This is a genomic window from Variovorax sp. 22077, assembly GCF_052044195.1.
GTDB lineage: Bacteria > Pseudomonadota > Gammaproteobacteria > Burkholderiales > Burkholderiaceae_C > Variovorax > Variovorax atrisoli.
Genome location: NZ_JBQEQC010000009.1, coordinates 41100 through 57564, shown reverse-complemented (window position 1 = coordinate 57564; position 16465 = coordinate 41100). Strand labels below are relative to the sequence as shown.

Sequence of the window (16465 nt, the reverse complement as noted above, 5' to 3'; positions counted from 1 at the left end):
TCAATTGACAACCTTTCCATCGCTGGGATTTCTGGAAGCGGCTCTATATTTTTCAGAAGGACGAGGGGTTGCGGTGATGGCATCGCAGGCTTCTGCTTGCCTCGACCAACTGGAACTCATGCAGCCATCCTTCGCGACCCTCTGGGCGAACCATCCGACGATCAAGGGAGACGACGCCTTGCTGGACAAGGTCGTCTACAAGGATCAATGTGCCATCAACGTGGGCGCGGCGTTCATCCGCTCAAGCCTGAGCCTCGGCAGCTTTCCGGGCGTCTATTCCTGGCAGAAGGACAGGCCGAAGTACCCGATCAGGGCCCAGGAGCTGGCGAACTGGCTGGACTCGGGCAAGGCCGGTCTGATGTCTCGCACCGAGAAGTACTCGGGCAAGGATGGGTTCGAGAAAATCGCCGGGCGCACAGGGATCGTGTTCATCCAGAACTACTGGGGCGAGGGGCGGCAGGGTGACCACATCGACCTCTGGAATGGTTCGCGGATGACGTCCTTTTCATCATGGTTTCGCATACACCTTCACCTGTCTTGGGAAGGCTTCATGACCGATTACCGAAAAGCCTCCGCCATCTGGTTCTGGTACATGCCATGAGATTCATCCTTCGCATTCTCTCTGCCGTCGCGGGAGCCGCGGCGCTCGGTTTCCTCACCTACAAGGTGATTGGACCTGTGGGGCACTGGTACGAGATCAACTTCGCACAGAACGATGACGATCTGGGCCGGGCGTACATGGTTGCGCTTGCAGTCCAGCTTGCCGCGTTGATCGTCGGAGGCTGGCTCGGCGACTGGCTGTTTCGCAAGTGGCAGCAGAAGCGCCTCGGCCGCCGCTAGTGCTGCACCCCATTGGCAGACTGCAGATGCCACCGCCCCAGCAGCCGCGCCACCGCCCGCACGCGCTGCGTGTCGCGCCCCCAGCGACGGCTGGCCGGCAGCTTCTGCGCCCACTTCATGCGCCTCGCGGCGTTGGCGATGCGCTCGCGCACCTCTTCGCCCACGCCGGCCAGGGCTGCGTGCCAGTGCTGGCCGGCGGCCTGCGGGGCCGCGGCCTCGAGCATCATGGCGGTGGAGTGCAGGTAGCTGAGCCAGTCGCGGGCCTGGCATTCGGCCAGGGTCATGACCTCGGCGGGGTCGTCCTCGAAATCGATGTAGCCGATCACGCCGTCGGGGCACTGCACGAGGTTGCGGTCGAAGGCCTGGCTCAGGTGCTGTCCGCACACGTGCACGGCGGCGATGGCTGCGAGGCCCTCGCGCCATACCGACAGCAGCGCGGCGGGGCCGGCGGCCGCGGCCTGGTCGAGCCGCTCCTGCAGCACGACCGTCGCGCGGCCGCTTTCGCCGAGGTCGGAGATCAGCAGGCCGTCGGGCTGCTGTGCGAGCACCACGGGAACGCGCAGGCCTGCCGCCGCGAGCTGCTTGAGGCGGCGCGCCTCGGTGGCGATGGCGGCCTCGCCGCCGGGGTTGGGCACGGGCTTGATGATGTCCAGGCGCGCCATGCGTGCGACCGCCGCCATCACGCGGTAGCCCCACTTGCCGTGGCGCGGGCCGGCCTTCTTGAGCCACACGCGCTCGCTGCCGAAGCGGTGGCTGGCCACGTTCTTCTTCTGCTGCGGCAGGGTGATGCGCAGGAACTCCGCGTAGTCGCCGGGCGCGGGCGGGTTCGGGGAGACTGCGTCGAGGGGCGCGGGCGCCGAAGCTGCGCCCTTGCGCGATTGCAGGCGCCGGCCGGCGCCTCTACTCAGTGGATTCATGCGGCCATTGCAAAGCCCTCCACCAGCCCTTTCGGGCCCTGGGTGACGGGCTGGAAACTCTCTGCACTGGCCAGCGGCCAGTAGGTACGGAAGACATTGTGCTGCTCGTCGAGCGGGCCGAGCAACGCGCCCGGCTGCACCTGCATCACCAGGTTGCTCAGCAGGCGCACCTCGGTGTCGGAGATGCGGCGCACGATGTGATGCGCGGTGATCTGCTGCGGATGGTCGAGGCCTGCGGCCTGCACCAGCTCCTGCAGCGCATGCAGCGTGCTGCGGTGGAAGTTGTGCACCCGCTCGGCCTTGGTCGGCACCACCAGCGCCTTCTGGCGCAGCGGGTCCTGCGTGGTCACGCCCGTGGGGCAGTGGCCGGTGTGGCAGCTCTGCGCCTGGATGCAGCCCAGGGCCATCATGAAGCCGCGTGCGGCGTTGCACCAGTCGGCGCCCAGCGCCATCATGCGTGCCACGTCGAAGGCGGTGATCACCTTGGCGGCGCAGCCGATCTTGATGCGGTGCCGCAGGTTCACGCCCACCAGCGTGTTGTGCACCAGCAGCAGGCCTTCCTGCAGCGGCGCGCCCACGTGGTCGCTGAATTCGACCGGCGCCGCGCCGGTACCGCCCTCGGCGCCGTCGACCACGATGAAGTCGGGCGTGATGCCGGTGGCCTGCATCGCCTTGACGATGCCGAACCATTCCCACGGATGGCCCAGGCAGAACTTGAAGCCGGTGGGCTTGCCGCCCGAGAGCTCGCGCAGCCTGGCGACGAAATGCATCATCTCGGTCGGCGTGGAGAAGGCGCTGTGCGAGGCCGGCGAGATGCAGTCCACACCCACCGGCACGCCGCGCGCGGCCGCGATCTCGGGCGTGACCTTGGGGGCCGGCAGCACGCCGCCGTGGCCGGGCTTGGCGCCCTGGCTCAGCTTGATCTCGATCATCTTCACCTGCGGGTCGCGCGCATTGGCGGTGAAGCGCTCCTCGCTGAAGCTGCCGTCGTCGTTGCGGCAGCCGAAGTAGCCCGAGCCGATCTCCCAGATCAGGTCGCCGCCGTGCACGCGATGGTGCTGCGAGATCGAGCCTTCGCCGGTGTCGTGCGCGAAGCCGCCCATCTTCGCGCCCTTGTTGAGCGCGAGGATCGCGTTGGCCGACAGCGCACCGAAGCTCATGGCCGAGATGTTGAAAACGCTCGCGCTGTAGGGCTGGGTGCAAGGATGGTTGGCCCCCCGGCTCGCCACTGCGTGTGCTTCGCCACCCCCCGAGGGGGAGGCTCGGCCGCCTTGGGACGGCCCGGCTTCGGCCGATTGGACAGGGTTCGCACCCCCCGGCTGCGGCGTGCCGCCGATCACGATGCGGAAGTCGTGGCCCGCCAGCTTCGTCGGGCGCATCGAATGGTTGATCCACTCGTAGCCCGCGAGGGTCACGTCCAGCTGCGTGCCGAAGGGGCGGTTGTCGGGGTCGCCCTTGGCGCGCTGGTACACCAGCGAGCGCTGGGCGCGCGAGAAGGGCGCGGCCTCGGAGTCGCTCTCGATGAAGTACTGCCGCATCTCGGGCCGGATGAACTCCAGCAGAAAGCGCAGGTGCCCGATCACCGGATAGTTGCGCAGGATGGCGTGCCGGGCCTGCCGCAGGTCGTGCACGCCGGTACCTGTGAGTACCGCAAAGACGACCACGCCGATCCAGGCCAGCCAGAGATGCGGCGAGACCAGCACGAAGGCCAGGCAGGCCACCAGACCGACCACGCACAGGGCGAAAGCGCTGTAGCGCGTCGGAAACGGAATAATCGTGGGCATAGAAGAAATAGTCTCGGCCGCGGCCTGCTGCATCATAGAGGGCTGCCCCGAACTTGCCATGACGACCATTCCCGACCCCATTTCGCCCCCCGACAGCACCCCCGCAGCCCGCACCCCCCTCGGTCCCGACGATTTCGACGCCCTCGACCAGGCGCTCGATGCCATGCGTGAGCACGACGAGGAAATCCCCCAGTGGGAGTTCTGCGAAGGCTTCATGGCCGCCCTGATCTGCACCCGCCGGCCCATCATGCCGTCCGAATACTGGCCCGTGCTGCTGGGCGAGAACTTCTCGTCCGCCCAGCACATGGAGTTCGTCTGGAACTGGAAGCGCCGCTGGATCGAGATCGAGGAAGGTCTCGACGCCCCCGTCGAATCGCTGGACGACGAGCGCAGCTGGCAGCCAGAGGTGCTCGACACCCGCGGCGCCATCGCCTCGCTGCCGGAGGAGGAGCGCGCCGAAGTGGCCGGCGAGGCCATTCCTTCCTTCGCCCAGGTCTGGGCGCTGGGCTTCATGTACGCCGTGGAGAACTGGCCCGAAGACTGGGCCGAGCCGCGCGACAAGGACGCCGCGCGCATGCTGAACGACGCGCTCGACAACATCGTCGCCCTCACCGAGGACGACACCGGCAAGCCCGTGCTGTCGATGTACAGCGACGACGCCCCGCCCAGCGTGAGCCAGCAGCGGCTCGACGATTTCGGCGCTGCCATCTGGGCGGTGTACGACCTGCGCCAGCTCTGGAAGAGCCTCGGGCCCAAGGCCGAGACGATCCGCAAGCAACCCGAGCCGGGCCGCAACGACCCCTGCCCCTGCGGCAGCGGCAAGAAGTACAAGAAGTGCCACGGTGAGTGAATTGGCTCACCCCGGGCTTCGCGCACTTCGTGTCGCTTCGCCAACCCCCTTCCAGGGGGCAATACCTGCGGCCCGGCGAAGCCGGTTCCGCGGTATTCCTGAATGAACTCCGATGCGCCGCTGCCGCCGCCTCCGGCCGCCGAGCCGCTGACGCCGCGCGCGGCCTGGGCGATGGTCCTGGCGCTGTGCGCCGGGGTCGCGCTGAGCCAGGCGTTCCGCACGGTGGGCGCCATCATGGCAAGTCCGCTGCAGGCCGATTTCCATCTTTCCGCACAGGCCCTCGGGATCTTCTCGGGGGCTTTTCATTTCGCGTTCGGCGCGATGCAGCTCTTCATGGGCATCGGCATCGACCTGCACGGCGTGCGCCGCACGGTGCTGGTGGCCTTTCCGGTCGCGATCGCGGGCGCGCTGCTGTCGGCGGTGTCGTCCAGCTACCTGGTGCTGGTGGCGGGGCAGGCGCTGATCGGCGTGGGCTGCGCGCCGGCCTTCCTGGTGTGCACGGTGTTCATCGCGCGGCACTTTCCGGCGGCGCGCTTCGCCACCGTGTCGGGCATGGTGCTGGCCATCGGCGGCGTGGGCATGCTGGTCACCGGCACGCCGCTGGCGTGGCTGGTGCAGGCGTACTCATGGCGCGCGGGCTTCCTGGTGCTGGCTCTCGCTGCGGCGCTGGCGTGGCTGGCGATCTGGTTCTGGGTGCACGAGCCCACCGTGGCTTCCGACGGCAGGCGGGAGTCGATCCCCGAGGCGATCCGCCAGTTCGGCGCGCTCTTCGCGATGCCGCACACGCTCGGCATCATGGTGCTGGGCGCCGTCACGTATGCGGCCTTCATCTCGCTGCGCGGCCTCTGGCTGGGGCCGCTGATGATGGAGCGCCACGGCTACTCGCTGGTGCAGAGCGGCAACGTGGCGCTGGCAGTGTCGGTGATCTCGCTCGTCGGCGCGCCGCTCTTCGGCCGACTCGACCGCGAAGACGCCGCTTCGCGCCGCCGCTGGATCACGGTCTGCTGCCTCGGCTATGCGGGACTCTTCGCGCTGATCGCCGTGCTGCACTCGGCATGGCTCGACATCGCCGGCATGGTGCTGATCGGCGTGCTCTCGGGCTTCATCGTCTGGCAGTACGCCGACGTGCGCGGCGCCTATCCGGCCACGCTCACCGGCCGCGCGATGGCCGTGTTCACGATGGCGATGTTCCTCGGCGTGGCGCTCATGCAGTGGGGCACCGGCGTGGCCGCATCGATTGCAGCGGCGCACGGCGCCGACCCGCTGACAGCCGTGCTGGGCACGATCGCTGCGCTGCTGCTGGCGGGCATCGCCGCATTCGCCTGGTTGCCCGCGCCGAAGAACACCCAAGCCTGATCAAGGAACACCGCGGAACCGGCTTTGCCGGGCCGCTGGTGTTGCCCCCGGAAGGGGGTTGGCGAAGCGACACGAAGTGCGCGAAGCCTGGGGGCGAGGCCAGTGCTACCGCGGAACCGGCTTTGCCGGGCCGCTGGTGTTGCCCCCTGCAAGGGGGTTGGCGAAGCGACACGAAGTGCGCGAAGCCTGGGGGCGAGCCACGTTCAAATCACGTTCAAATCTTGAAGGCGCGCTGGATATCGGGCCGCACCAGGTCGGCGTACTCGCGATGCTTGCGGATGTAGCCTGCGATGAACTGGCACACCGGAATCACGTGCAGCCCCTTGGCGCGCGCCTCTCCGAGCACGTGCTTCGCGATGCCCGAGCCCACGCCCTTGCCCTCGAATTCGGGCAGCACCTCCGTGTGGGTGAACATGATCGCGTCGGTCAGCAGGTTGTATTCGGCATAGCCGGCCAGCTTGCCGTCGAGGGTGGCCTCGTAGCGGTGCTGCGCTTCGTTGTTGGAGAGGGCGAGGGCGGTGTCGTTGGTGCTCATGGCTGTCGTGCGAGAAAGGTTGCGAGGTTGGCTGCGGCGGTGGCGCGCACCTTCTTGCGCAGCATCGGCGACCAGCCGAGCAGCAGGCCCGGCGCACCGAGCGCCTGGCGCGACCAGGTCCAGAAGGGGAAGCTGTCGCGGTGCGTGGCGATCAGTCCGTCGGGCGTGAAGGTGAATCGTGCGTCGATGCTGTTGTCGACGATGCGGCCGGTGGCGGTGAATCGGTAGTGCGCGTCCCAGTGGGCGCTGCCGGTGCTGTCGTCGGCCTTCACGTCGCGCCAGGTGAGCTTCCACACGTCGGCGCCCTTGGCCTTGGTGCCGCCGGCCAGCATGCGCCACATGCCGCCCACTTCGCGGCGCCCGCGCAGCGAGAAGGCCTCGTCGTCGAACACCGCGTCGGGCGCGTAGCAGGCTTCCATGGCGGGGGCGTCCAGCCGGGCGAAGGCGCTGTAGAAGCGCTCGATGGTCTGTGCGTTGGTGGCTGCGGTCATGGAAGGCTCATGGTTGTTGGGTTCCTCGGGGCGGTCGGCGGAGCTTAAGCCATTGTTAACTGTTGGCGCCCTTTCGATAATCCGCGCGATGGATGAGCGCAGAAACTTCGTGCGGCTGCTGGGAGGCGGCGTCGTCATGGCAGCGGGTGCGGCCGCGCTGGCGACCTGGTGGCTGAACTCGGAAGTGCCGCCGGCAGCGCTGGAGATATGGAACGGCCCCGGCGACGAGCCCGACCTGCGCAGGCGCGCCATCGCCTACGCCGTCACCGCACCCACCGCCTACAACCGCCAGCCCTGGCTGGTCGACCTGCGCGAGCCCGACGCCATCGTGGTGTATTGCGACCGCGAGCGCGTGCAGCCCGAGAGCGACCCCTTCGGCCGCCAGGTGGTCATCGGCCATGGCGCCTTCATCGAACTGCTGGTGATGGCGCTGGCCCACCACGGCGTGCAGGCCAGCGTGCAGCTGTGGCCTCAAGGAGAGCTGACCGGCGAGCCGGTGCGATGGCCGCACATCCCGGTGGCGCGACTGCGGCTGGCAGGCGGCGGCGTGCCCGATCCGCTGTTCGCGCAGGTGCTGCGGCGGCGCACGCCCAAGCAGCGCTTCGACCTCATGCGGCCGGTGTCCGCCGAGGTCCTGCAGGGCCTGTCCTCGATGGTGCCCGCGGGCGGCATCGTGAATTCGGCCGGCACGGTGGACACGGCGCGCGTGCTCGCGCTGCGCAAGCTCTGCGCGGAGGCGGCACGCGTGGAGCTCACCACGCCCGGCACCGCGATGGAAAACCTGCGGCTGCTGCGCGTCGGCCCGCAGGAGATCCTCGCGCACCGCGACGGCCTCTCGCTCAACGACCCGGCGCTGCGCGTGGCCGTGGCACTGGGCCGGTTCGACCGCAGCGGGCCCGCGCCGGAGGACAGCCTGGCCTTCCGCCGGACGCTGCAGCTCTACGAGGACCAGGCCAACACCGCCATGGGCTTCATCTGGCTCAGCACGCGCGGCAACAGCCGCACCGAGCAGATCGCGGCAGGCCGCACCTACGTGCGCCAGCAGCTGCGCGCCACCGACCTGGGCCTGGGCATGCACCCGATGAGCCAGCCGCTGGAGGAGTTCGCCGAGATGGCGCCGCACCACGCCGCCGCGCACCACATGCTGCTGGGCGTTGCGCCGCCGCGAGACAGGCACAGCACCACGCTGCAGATGATGTGCCGCGTCGGCTACCCGATGGCGCCGGTGCCGCCCGCGCCGCGCCGGCCGCTGGGCGACTTCATGGCGGCCTGAGCTGCGCGCTCGGTGCGCCTTCAGTGCGCGAGCAGCAGCTCGACCAGCGTCTGCAGCGCGTGATGCACCGTGGCCGCGCGCACCGTGGCGCGGTCGCCGTCGAAGCGGCGGCGCTCGGTGCGCACCTCGCCGTCCACCGACCAGCCGAACCACACCGTGCCCACAGGCTTCTCGGGCGTGCCCCCCGTGGGGCCGGCCACGCCGGTCACGGCCAGCGCCACGCGCGAGGGCGGCGAATGCGCGATCGCACCCGTGGCCATGGCCCGCGCCACCGGCTCGCTCACTGCGCCGTGCGCGGCGATCACGTCCGCGTCCACGCCCAGCAGCTCGGTCTTGGCCTCGTTGGAATAGGTGATGAAGCCGCGCTCGAACCACACGCTCGAGCCCGCCAGGTCGGTGCAGGCGGCGCCGATCAGCCCGCCGGTGCAGCTCTCGGCGGTGGCCAGCATCCAGCGTTTTTTCTGCAGCAGCTCGGCCAGCACCACGACCAGTTCGGGCGTGTCATGGTCCGCGAGGGCTTTGTTCAGTTGCATGGAGGAAGAACAGGAGAAGAAGACAGGGAAATCATCGCGTTCACCACGCGCGCCACAGCGCGATGACCAGCAGCGTGCAGAAGGCCGCCACCAGGTCGTCGAGGATGATGCCGAAGCCTGCGCGCCACCAGCCCACCTCCGTCGAGTCGCGCTGCTTGAAGAGCGAATCGGCCCAGGCCACCGGGCCCGGCTTGGCGGCATCGAAGAAGCGGAATAGCGCGAAGGCGACGGTCTGCGCGAGCAGGCCCGCCGGCGTGACCAGCCACAGCACGATCCAGAAGGCGACCACTTCGTCCCACACCACGGGGCTGGGGTCGGCCACGTTCATGTCGCGCGCGGTCACGGTGCAGGCCCACCAGCCGATCGGCAGCGAGGCCGCGATGATCCAGCCGATGGCGGCCGGCGTGAACCACAGCTGCATCACCGAGAACGCGACCCAGGCCCAGAGCGTGCCCACCGTGCCGGGCGCGATGCGCGAGATGCCCGAGCCGAAGCCCAGCGCGATGAAATGCGCGGGGTGGGACAGCAGGAAGCGCAGCGTGGCGCGGCGCATCGGGGGGCGGGGCATGGCGCCGGAAGTCGTGGTGGACGAGGAAGACGAAGAGGAAGTATGGGGGGAAGCGGCTTGCATCGGGGAGGGAGTGTCGCGCATCCGGGGTAGGGCCGGCGCGACGACGTTTATTTATCAAAGCAATAGCTTGTTTAATTGGTCTATCACGCCTAGTATCCGGGCTCGTTCCGCTTCTTCGTGCCTTCCGGCCCGCCGCGTCCCATGGCTTCCGCGTCTTCCTCCCCTTCCTCTTCCTCCACAGCCCTGCATCCGCCGACTTCCACCGCCGCCTGGGGCGAACTCTTCAGCGGCCGCAACGGCTGGCGCGCGCTGGCGCTCACGGGCGGCGTCGCGCTGCACGCGGTCAACGTGCACATCGTGACCACCGTGCTGCCCTCGGTGGTGCGCGAGATCGGCGGGCTCGACTGGTACGCCTGGAGCACCACGCTCTTCGTGATCGGCTCGATCCTCGGCGCCACGCTGTCGGTGCGGCTGCTCGCGGTGCTCGGCCCGCGCGGCGCCTGCCTGGCGGCGCTGGCGGTGTTCAGCGCCGGCTCGGTCGGCTGTGCGCTCGCGCCGGCCATGCCGTGGATGCTGGCGGGCCGCACGGTGCAGGGGCTGGGCGGCGGGCTGCTCGCGGCGCTGAGCTACGGGCTGATCCAGCTGGTGTTCGAACAGCGGCTGTGGCCGCGCGCGGTGGCGCTGGTGTCGGGCATGTGGGGCGTGGCCACGCTGTGCGGGCCGGCCGTGGGCGGGCTCTTCGCGCAGGCGGGGCACTGGCGCTGGGCCTTCTGGTTCCTGCTGCCGGTGGCGGCGGCGCAGGCGCTGCTGGTGCTCGTGCAGCTGCGGCCCTCGATGGGCGTGAGGCACGAGCGGCCTGCCGCGCCACCGCGCGTGCCGGCATTGCAGATCGGCCTGCTCGCGGCCTCGGTGCTCGCCATCGCGGCCAGCGGCCTCGTGCCCGACCTGCGCTGGCAGGCCGCTGGCGTGGCGGCGGGGCTGGCCATCGGTTTCGTCGCCACCCGCATCGACGGCCGCGCCACGGTGCGCGTGCTGCCGCGCGGCGCCTATGCGGTGAGCGCGCCGCTGGGTGCCATCTACGCCAGCGTGGCGCTGCTGCTGATCGGCAGCACCACCGAGATCTTCGTGCCGTACTTCCTGCAGCTGCTGCACGGCCATTCGCCGCTGGCGGCGGGCTATCTCACGGCCGCGATGGCGGGCGGCTGGAGCGCGGGCTCGCTGCTGTCGTCGGGCCGAAGCGGCGCGGGCGCCGACCGCATGCTGCGCATGGGCCCGGTGGCCTGCACGCTGGGGCTGCTCGCGCTCGCGTGGCTGCTGCCTTCGCCGGGCGCGGTCGACGCAGGCGCCCAGACCGTGCTGATCGCCATCGCGCTGGCGGCCGTGGGGCTCGGCGTGGGCATCGGCTGGCCGCACCTGATCACGCGCGTGATGTCGCTGGCGCCGAAGGGCGAGCAGGGCCTGGCCTCGGCCTCGATCACCACCGTGCAGCTCTACGGCATGGCCGTGGGCGCGGCGGTGGCGGGGCTGGTGGCGAATGCGGCGGGGCTCAGCGTGCCGGGCGGCGTGGACGGCGCGAAGTCGGCGGCCGTGTGGCTGTTCGCGGGCTTCGCGTTCGCGCCCGCTGCAGCGGCGTGGCTCGCGTACCGCGTGGTCGCGCGGCGCGGCTGGTGAGCTGGCAAGGCTGCGGGAGGTTCAGGCCACCACGCCTTCCCACGCCAGCGCCTTGCGGCGCGCCCGGACGCGCTGGCCCTCGCCGCGCAGCGTGCCCACCAGGTCGTAGACCTCGGCCGGCAGGTGCGCGCCGCGCCAGGCCACGTGCTGGTCGGCGCGGCAGAGCACGAGCCGGTGCGTGTAGGCCTTGGGCACGTCCTCCGTCTCGATGTCGAGCACGGTGAGCGGCATGTCGTAGGCGGCCGCGGCACGTTCGAGCGGACGCACGTCCACGCTGCGGTCGAAGCGCAGCATGGTGTAGCCGGGGCCGAAGGCGTCGTAGAGCGAGCGGCCGTCGGCCAGCCAGAAATGCGGCGCGCGGCAGCCGGGCACGGTGGAGGGCGTGAACTCGCCCATGGAGTAGGGCGGTGCCGTGTGCTCGCCGTCCGCCACGATGATCGGCGAGCCGCTGTAGAAGTAGCCGAAGTTCAGGCCGCCGCAGCAGAACTGCTGCACGTTGAGCTCGTAGGCCTCGTGGCCGACCTCGGCGCGCAGCGCGTCGCCTGCGGAGCCGGGCTCCTCGATGTTCTGCGGCACCGCGCGTCGCGCGCGGATCATCTTCTGTGCATGGTTCATCGCGAAGTTCGACACCTGCTCGGTGATCGGCAGGCGCTCGGCCTCGTAGGCGTCGAGCATGGCCTCGTCGCCCCAGCCCTGCACGACAGCGCCCAGCAGCCACGAGAGGTTGAGCGCGTCGGCGATGCCCGCATTCATGCCGTAGCCCGCGTAGGGCACCCACAGGTGCGCCGCGTCGCCCGCGAGGAACACGCGGCCCTCGCGGAAGCGGTTGGCCACGAGGCGGCGGCCGATCCAGTCTTCCTTGCTGATGATCTCGTACTCGAAGTCGGGGCCCACGCCGAGGATGTTGCGCAGCGACTGGTCGCGGTCCACCGAATCGAACTCCGGCTCCTCCGCGTTCAGGTGGTTGTGCACCAGCCAGGTCTCGTGCCCGTCGATGGCGAACATCGTGCCGCAGCGGCGCGGGTTCATCGCGTAGTACGACCACGCCGGCTTGCCGGGGATGAGCGCGCGCAGCCCCGGCGCGCGGATGAAGGTCGACTGCACGCGCTGGATCACCGCCATGCCTTCGAGCTTCGCGCCGATCTGCTTGCGCACGGCCGACGAGCCGCCGTCGCAGCCCACCATGTAGCGGCAGCGGATGCTGCGCGTGACGCCGCTGTCCATGTCGGTGGCGATCGCGGTCACGCCGGCGTCGTCCTGCGTGAAGCCTGCGAACTGCGTTCGGTTGAGCAACTGCACGCCCGGCAGCGCGGCCGTGTGCTTCAGCAGGATCGGCTCCAGGTACATCTGGTTGATGCGGTGCGGCGGCTCGGGCGTGGGCCACCATGCGTCGGGGCCTTCGGTCTCGGTGTAGCGGTCGCGCCGGCACGGGATCGGGATGCGCGTGAGTTCGGTGCCGGTGACGGTGGTGCGGAACGCCACGTCGTTCGGGTAGTCGGGCGGCAGGCCCGCGTCACGCAGCTTCTGCGCCACGCCGAGGCGGCGGAACTGCTCCATGGTGCGCGAAGCCACGTGGTTGCACTTCACGTTCGGCGGCTCGGCGAAGCGGCGCGTCTCGCAGATCACGACCGAGACGCCGCGCGAGGCGAGGTCCATGGCCAGGGTCAGGCCCACGGGGCCGGCGCCGACGATCATCACGTCGGCCTCGAGTGCGGAGGTGTGGTTGTGGTCGGTCATGCTCTGGCGGTGGCGTCGTCGTCAGTCGAGCCGGATGCGGGCGGTCTGGATCACCTTCGCCCACTTCTTCGTTTCCGACTGGATGTAGGCCTCGAAGGCCGCGGGCGAGGTCGGTGCGGGCTCGGCACCGAGGTTGCGGATGGAGGCCTTGATCTGCTCGTCGCCGAGCGCGGCATCGATCTCGGCGTTGAGCCGCGCGACGACCGGCGCGGGCGTGCCGGTGGGCGCCACCACGCCGAACCAGCCGGTGGAGTCGTAGCCCGCGAGCCCGGCCTCGGCCACCGTGGGCACCTCGGGCAGCATCGGCACGCGCTGCGCGCTCGTCACCGCGAAGGCGACGAGCTTGCCGGCCCTGATCTGCTGCAGCGATGCGGGCAGGTCGACCAGCGCGAGCGGAATCTGCCCCGCAATGGCATCGAGCGCTGCCGGCCCCGAGCCGCGATAGGGCACCTCCACCAGCTTCACGTCGGCCATCTGCGCGAAGAGCGCGGCCGACAGGTGCATGGCCGTGCCGTTGCCACCATGGCCGATCGACAGCGTGCCGGGGCTCGCCTTCGCCAGCGCGATCAGCTCGCGCTGCGTGCGCGCCGCGATCGACGGATGCCCCACGATCACGAAGGGCGTGGCCGCGACCATGCCCACGGGCTTGAAGTCCTTCACCGGATCGAAGGGCATCTGCGCATAGAGGCTCACGTTGGCCGTCAGCGCGCCCGCGGCGCCCAGGCCCAGCGTGTAGCCGTCGGCCGGCGCCTTCGCCACCAGCGAGAGCCCGACGTTGCCGCCCGCGCCCGGCTTGTTGTCGATCACCACCGGCTGGCCCAGCTTGTCGTTGAGGCGCGGTACCAGCAGGCGCATCACCGCGTCGGCGCTGCCGCCCGGAGGAAAGGTCACGACGAGGCGGATCGGCTTGTTCGGGAAGTCGCCCCCGGGCTGCGGCGGCGACGCGAGCGCCTGCGCGAAGCTCCTGCCGCCGGTCAGCGCCGCGCCCGCCGCGGTGAGCAGCAGCAGCCGTCGGCGAAGCGCGCTCTTCCCGGGTGCAAGAGGTGCAGCGGGCATCGGGTCTCCTTGAATGTGATGCGTCTTTCGGACGATTGAACGATGGGCGGATTCATTCGTAAATCAAGAAATTTCTAATGAAATATCATGTTTGCTGATGAATGCGAACTTCAGTCCTACGATTCGCCAGCTGCGCGCGTTCCTCGCCGTCTACCAGCTGAAGAAGCTCAGCGCGGCGGCGCAGCGGCTGTTCGTCACGCAGTCGGCGGTGAGCATGCTGATCCGCCAGCTCGAGGAGGGGCTGGACACGCGACTGTTCGACCGCACCACGCGTTCGCTCAAGGCCACGGCGGCGGCCGAGCAGATGATGGTGACGGTCGAGCGCATCCTGCGCGACGTGGATTCGCTGTCGAACGACTTCCGCGAACTCGCCGCGCTCGAGCGCGGCCGCGTCACGCTCGCCATCACGCCCACGCTCGCGGCCTTCCTGCTGCCCGATGCGATGCGCGCCTTCAACGAGCAGCACCCCGGCGTGCGCGTGCTGGTGAACGACTGCGCGCCCGACCAGTTCGTCTCGCGCATCATCGGCGAGCACGTGGACTTCGGCATCGGCACGCCGGAGCGGCCCGGCGCCGAGGTCGAGGTGCAGCGCCTCATGCGCGACCATCTCGCCCTGGTCTGCCGCGAAGACCACCCGCTGGCCAAGTCCCGCGTGGTGCGCTGGAGCGACCTGGCGGGCCACCCCCTCATCACCGTGCGCCCGGGCTACGGCGTGCGGCCGCTCATCGACGGCACTGCCGCCGAGGCGGGCGTGGCGCTCGACGTGGTCAACGAGGTGTCGTTCCTCTCCACCGCCATCTGGATGACGGGAGCCGGCATGGGCGCGTCGATCATGCCCTCGGCCTTCGCGCGCGCCGAGGCCGATCCGTCGCTGGTCATCAAGGTGCTCAGCTCGCCGCGCGTGGCGCGCGACATCTCCATCGTCACCAAGCGCGGTCACTCGCTCTCGGCCGCCGCGCGAGCCTTCGTGGAGGCGCTGAAGCGCTCCCTATAATTTTTCAGGAACAACAACACAGAGGGGGCTCGGCCCATGAGAACTTTCATTCAACGTCTCGGGGCCATGTCGCTCCTCGTCGCCTTCAGCCTCGCGCTGGTGGCCTGCGGCAACAAGGAGGCCGAGCAGCGCAAGGCCTTCATCTCCTTCCTGCAGACCCGCGTGCTCGACAAGCCCGGCCTGCGCGTGCCGGTGCCCACGCCGGAAGAAAAAGCCTCGTTCGGCGACTATGCGCAGCACTACGCGGTGATCACCGATTTCAACGAGGGCATGAACAAGTCCGTGAGCCAGCCCATGACGCAGATCATGGCCAAGGGCGCGCTGCGCTCCATCGCCGACCTGCCCGCGCGCCGCGACGACCTCAAGGCAGCGAAGGAAGGCCTCGGCGGCCTTCGCACCGCGCTCGACCAGCAGTCCGCCAAGGCCGACGCCGCGCACGCGCAGCTCAAGCAGCCCGACGACCTCAAGCAGGTCTACGACAAGGCCTATGAGAAGACGGTGACCACGCCCTCGGCCACCTTCAAGGAGGTGTTCCCCGCGCTCGACAACGTGTTCGACAGTGCACTGGCCATCGGCGACTTCATCGAGAAGAACAAGTCGAAGATCCAGATCAGCGGCAGCAGCGTCGCCGTGACCGACCCGGCGGTCCAGGCCGAGCTCAACAAGATGCTGCAGCAGTTGAACGGCCAGTCGGCCGCCATCAATGCGGCGCAGCAGAAGATGCAGGCGGTGGTGCGAGGGGGATAGGCTCTCCCCCAGGCTGCGCGCACTTCGTGTCGCGCGGGCCAACCCCTTCGGAGGCAACACCAGAGGCCGGCAACGCCGGCTCCTCGGTGCTTCCCGGTGCTTCCCGGGAAAGCGGCGCCGAAGGAAAACTAGATGAAATGGTCGAACGAGCCGAAGCGCTGCGACACCGTCGCGCCGGCCGTGTCTACGATGCGCAGGCCCGCATCGGCCTCGATGCGGCCGATGCGCGTGACGCGCGTGGCGCTGCCCAGGCCGGCCTGCATGACGGCCTCGCGTGCCGAAGCGGGCGCGGTGAACACCAGCTCGTAGTCGTCTCCGCCCGAAAGCGCGCAGGTGCGCAGCACTTCGCGGCCCAGGTTGCCGGTGTCGACCGAGATCAGCGCAGTGGTCGCATCGGCGTCGAGCGTGGCGCCCACGCCGCTCGATGCGAGGATGTGGCCCAGGTCGCCGATCAGCCCGTCGCTCACGTCCACCGCCGAGGTGGCGATGCCGCGCAGGGCCTGCCCGAGCGCCACGCGCGGCGTGGGCTGTTCCATGCGTTCGCGCGCCGACTCGAAGGCCTCGGCGCGCAGCGAGATCGAGCCGCGGAACATCTCGAGCGCCAGCCGCGCGTCACCCACCGTCCCGCTCACCCAGATGTCGTCGCCCGCGCGCGCGCCCGAGCGCAGCAGCGCGGCGCCCGCCGGCACTTCCCCGAACACCGTGATGCAGATGTTGAGCGGGCCGCGCGTGGTGTCGCCGCCCACAAGCTCGCAGCCGTGCGCATCGGCCAGCGCGAGCAGCCCGCGCGAGAAGCCTTCGAGCCAGGGATCGTCCACGCCCGGCAGCGCCAGCGCGAGCGTGAAGGCCAGCGGCTTCGCGCCGCAGGCCGCCAGGTCGCTGAGGTTCACCGCCAGCGCCTTGTGGCCCAGCCGCGCCGGATCGACGGTGGAAAGAAAATGCCGGCCCTCGACCAGCATGTCGGAGGAGACGGCCAGCTGCATGCCGGCAGCCGGCGCGAGCAATGCGCAGTCGTCGCCCACACCCAGCGGCGAGCGCGCGGCGGGGCGCTTGAAGTAGCGTGCGATCAGGTCGAATTCACCCATGGGGGTGAGAGCATAAGCGCTGCGG

The 16465-nt window shown here is 69.8% G+C and carries 17 protein-coding genes; 8 read left to right on the top strand and 9 right to left on the bottom strand.

What is annotated here, in order from left to right; all coding sequences use genetic code 11:
- Nucleotides 1–4 precede the first annotated feature (4 nt).
- Together ACTJLF_RS14845 and ACTJLF_RS14840 are read left to right on the top strand one after the other, a co-directional pair.
- Nucleotides 5–601, top strand: coding sequence for a type VI secretion system amidase effector protein Tae4 (locus ACTJLF_RS14845; protein WP_440883341.1), 597 nt, complete (start codon nucleotides 5–7; stop codon nucleotides 599–601).
- The gene (locus tag ACTJLF_RS14840; RefSeq protein WP_440883340.1) at nucleotides 598–840 is read left to right on the top strand and encodes a hypothetical protein; all 243 of its coding nucleotides are present in this window, start codon (nucleotides 598–600) and stop codon (nucleotides 838–840) included. Before ACTJLF_RS14845 ends, ACTJLF_RS14840 begins: the two co-directional genes overlap by 4 nt.
- Here the strand turns inward: ACTJLF_RS14840 and ACTJLF_RS14835 are convergent.
- On the bottom strand, nucleotides 837–1757 hold the full coding sequence (locus tag ACTJLF_RS14835) for a hypothetical protein (protein WP_019655643.1): 921 nt from the start codon (nucleotides 1755–1757) through the stop codon (nucleotides 837–839). The two genes, ACTJLF_RS14840 and ACTJLF_RS14835, sit on opposite strands and share 4 nt — an antisense overlap.
- The gene (locus ACTJLF_RS14830) at nucleotides 1754–3541 is read right to left on the bottom strand and encodes an FMN-binding glutamate synthase family protein (RefSeq protein WP_184605736.1); all 1788 of its coding nucleotides are present in this window, start codon (nucleotides 3539–3541) and stop codon (nucleotides 1754–1756) included. Before ACTJLF_RS14830 ends, ACTJLF_RS14835 begins: the two co-directional genes overlap by 4 nt.
- 58 nt (nucleotides 3542–3599) lie before the next feature.
- Here ACTJLF_RS14830 and ACTJLF_RS14825 point away from each other — a divergent pair, with 58 nt between their 5' ends.
- Both ACTJLF_RS14825 and ACTJLF_RS14820 read left to right on the top strand, forming a co-directional pair.
- On the top strand, nucleotides 3600–4391 hold the full coding sequence (locus ACTJLF_RS14825; RefSeq protein WP_019655645.1) for a YecA/YgfB family protein: 792 nt from the start codon (nucleotides 3600–3602) through the stop codon (nucleotides 4389–4391).
- A gap of 102 nt (nucleotides 4392–4493) precedes the next feature.
- Nucleotides 4494–5747, top strand: coding sequence for an MFS transporter (locus ACTJLF_RS14820; protein ID WP_440870528.1), 1254 nt, complete (start codon nucleotides 4494–4496; stop codon nucleotides 5745–5747).
- A 214-nt stretch (nucleotides 5748–5961) separates the two neighbouring features.
- On the opposite strand, the gene ACTJLF_RS14815 is transcribed toward ACTJLF_RS14820, so the two are convergent.
- Entirely contained in the window at nucleotides 5962–6282 is a 321-nt protein-coding gene (locus ACTJLF_RS14815) for a GNAT family N-acetyltransferase (protein ID WP_019655647.1), read from the bottom strand.
- A complete protein-coding gene (locus tag ACTJLF_RS14810; RefSeq protein ID WP_019655648.1) occupies nucleotides 6279–6773 on the bottom strand; it encodes a nuclear transport factor 2 family protein in 495 nt (164 codons plus the stop codon). Before ACTJLF_RS14810 ends, ACTJLF_RS14815 begins: the two co-directional genes overlap by 4 nt.
- Before the next feature lie 88 nt (nucleotides 6774–6861).
- Between ACTJLF_RS14810 and ACTJLF_RS14805 the strand changes: the two genes are divergently transcribed.
- Nucleotides 6862–8046 (top strand): Acg family FMN-binding oxidoreductase, encoded by a 1185-nt coding sequence (locus tag ACTJLF_RS14805; protein ID WP_354410836.1) that lies wholly within the window; start codon nucleotides 6862–6864, stop codon nucleotides 8044–8046.
- A 20-nt stretch (nucleotides 8047–8066) separates the two neighbouring features.
- Here the strand turns inward: ACTJLF_RS14805 and ACTJLF_RS14800 are convergent, their stop codons facing one another.
- A complete protein-coding gene (locus tag ACTJLF_RS14800) occupies nucleotides 8067–8579 on the bottom strand; it encodes a CinA family protein (protein ID WP_440883339.1) in 513 nt (170 codons plus the stop codon).
- 40 nt (nucleotides 8580–8619) lie between these two features.
- Entirely contained in the window at nucleotides 8620–9147 is a 528-nt protein-coding gene (locus tag ACTJLF_RS14795; RefSeq protein WP_026346494.1) for a phosphatidylglycerophosphatase A family protein, read from the bottom strand.
- A gap of 204 nt (nucleotides 9148–9351) precedes the next feature.
- Here ACTJLF_RS14795 and ACTJLF_RS14790 point away from each other — a divergent pair, with 204 nt between their 5' ends.
- Nucleotides 9352–10821 (top strand): MFS transporter, encoded by a 1470-nt coding sequence (locus ACTJLF_RS14790; protein ID WP_440883338.1) that lies wholly within the window; start codon nucleotides 9352–9354, stop codon nucleotides 10819–10821.
- A gap of 21 nt (nucleotides 10822–10842) precedes the next feature.
- Here ACTJLF_RS14790 and ACTJLF_RS14785 read toward each other — a convergent pair whose 3' ends face one another.
- Nucleotides 10843–12558, bottom strand: a complete 1716-nt coding sequence (locus ACTJLF_RS14785) for an FAD-dependent oxidoreductase (protein ID WP_019655653.1) — start codon at nucleotides 12556–12558, stop codon at nucleotides 10843–10845.
- A gap of 21 nt (nucleotides 12559–12579) precedes the next feature.
- Nucleotides 12580–13614 carry a tripartite tricarboxylate transporter substrate binding protein gene (locus ACTJLF_RS14780; RefSeq protein WP_132802522.1) on the bottom strand — a complete coding sequence of 345 codons (1035 nt, stop codon included), beginning with the start codon at nucleotides 13612–13614 and terminating at the stop codon, nucleotides 12580–12582.
- Nucleotides 13615–13711: 97 nt separating this feature from the next.
- Here ACTJLF_RS14780 and ACTJLF_RS14775 point away from each other — a divergent pair, with 97 nt between their 5' ends.
- Nucleotides 13712–14608 carry a LysR family transcriptional regulator gene (locus tag ACTJLF_RS14775; protein ID WP_354327496.1) on the top strand — a complete coding sequence of 299 codons (897 nt, stop codon included), beginning with the start codon at nucleotides 13712–13714 and terminating at the stop codon, nucleotides 14606–14608.
- A 36-nt stretch (nucleotides 14609–14644) separates the two neighbouring features.
- On the top strand, nucleotides 14645–15355 hold the full coding sequence (locus tag ACTJLF_RS14770) for a DUF3053 domain-containing protein (protein ID WP_019655656.1): 711 nt from the start codon (nucleotides 14645–14647) through the stop codon (nucleotides 15353–15355).
- A gap of 128 nt (nucleotides 15356–15483) precedes the next feature.
- On the opposite strand, the gene thiL is transcribed toward ACTJLF_RS14770, so the two are convergent.
- On the bottom strand, nucleotides 15484–16440 hold the full coding sequence (gene thiL, locus ACTJLF_RS14765; RefSeq protein ID WP_440883337.1) for a thiamine-phosphate kinase: 957 nt from the start codon (nucleotides 16438–16440) through the stop codon (nucleotides 15484–15486).
- Nucleotides 16441–16465: the final 25 nt, after the last annotated feature.

What these genes read in the sequence shown, in the direction of transcription:
- ACTJLF_RS14840 (WP_440883340.1), top strand. Translation starts at nt 598, where the DNA reads ATGAGATTCATCCTTCGCATTCTCTCTGCCGTCGCGGGAGCCGCGGCG.
- ACTJLF_RS14835 (WP_019655643.1), bottom strand. Translation starts at nt 1,757, where the DNA reads ATGAATCCACTGAGTAGAGGCGCCGGCCGGCGCCTGCAATCGCGCAAG.
- ACTJLF_RS14830 (WP_184605736.1), bottom strand. Translation starts at nt 3,541, where the DNA reads ATGCCCACGATTATTCCGTTTCCGACGCGCTACAGCGCTTTCGCCCTG.
- ACTJLF_RS14825 (WP_019655645.1), top strand. Translation starts at nt 3,600, where the DNA reads ATGACGACCATTCCCGACCCCATTTCGCCCCCCGACAGCACCCCCGCA.
- ACTJLF_RS14820 (WP_440870528.1), top strand. Translation starts at nt 4,494, where the DNA reads ATGAACTCCGATGCGCCGCTGCCGCCGCCTCCGGCCGCCGAGCCGCTG.
- ACTJLF_RS14815 (WP_019655647.1), bottom strand. Translation starts at nt 6,282, where the DNA reads ATGAGCACCAACGACACCGCCCTCGCCCTCTCCAACAACGAAGCGCAG.
- ACTJLF_RS14810 (WP_019655648.1), bottom strand. Translation starts at nt 6,773, where the DNA reads ATGACCGCAGCCACCAACGCACAGACCATCGAGCGCTTCTACAGCGCC.
- ACTJLF_RS14805 (WP_354410836.1), top strand. Translation starts at nt 6,862, where the DNA reads ATGGATGAGCGCAGAAACTTCGTGCGGCTGCTGGGAGGCGGCGTCGTC.
- ACTJLF_RS14800 (WP_440883339.1), bottom strand. Translation starts at nt 8,579, where the DNA reads ATGCAACTGAACAAAGCCCTCGCGGACCATGACACGCCCGAACTGGTC.
- ACTJLF_RS14795 (WP_026346494.1), bottom strand. Translation starts at nt 9,147, where the DNA reads ATGCCCCGCCCCCCGATGCGCCGCGCCACGCTGCGCTTCCTGCTGTCC.
- ACTJLF_RS14790 (WP_440883338.1), top strand. Translation starts at nt 9,352, where the DNA reads ATGGCTTCCGCGTCTTCCTCCCCTTCCTCTTCCTCCACAGCCCTGCAT.
- ACTJLF_RS14785 (WP_019655653.1), bottom strand. Translation starts at nt 12,558, where the DNA reads ATGACCGACCACAACCACACCTCCGCACTCGAGGCCGACGTGATGATC.
- ACTJLF_RS14780 (WP_132802522.1), bottom strand. Translation starts at nt 13,614, where the DNA reads ATGCCCGCTGCACCTCTTGCACCCGGGAAGAGCGCGCTTCGCCGACGG.
- ACTJLF_RS14775 (WP_354327496.1), top strand. Translation starts at nt 13,712, where the DNA reads ATGAATGCGAACTTCAGTCCTACGATTCGCCAGCTGCGCGCGTTCCTC.
- ACTJLF_RS14770 (WP_019655656.1), top strand. Translation starts at nt 14,645, where the DNA reads ATGAGAACTTTCATTCAACGTCTCGGGGCCATGTCGCTCCTCGTCGCC.
- thiL (WP_440883337.1), bottom strand. Translation starts at nt 16,440, where the DNA reads ATGGGTGAATTCGACCTGATCGCACGCTACTTCAAGCGCCCCGCCGCG.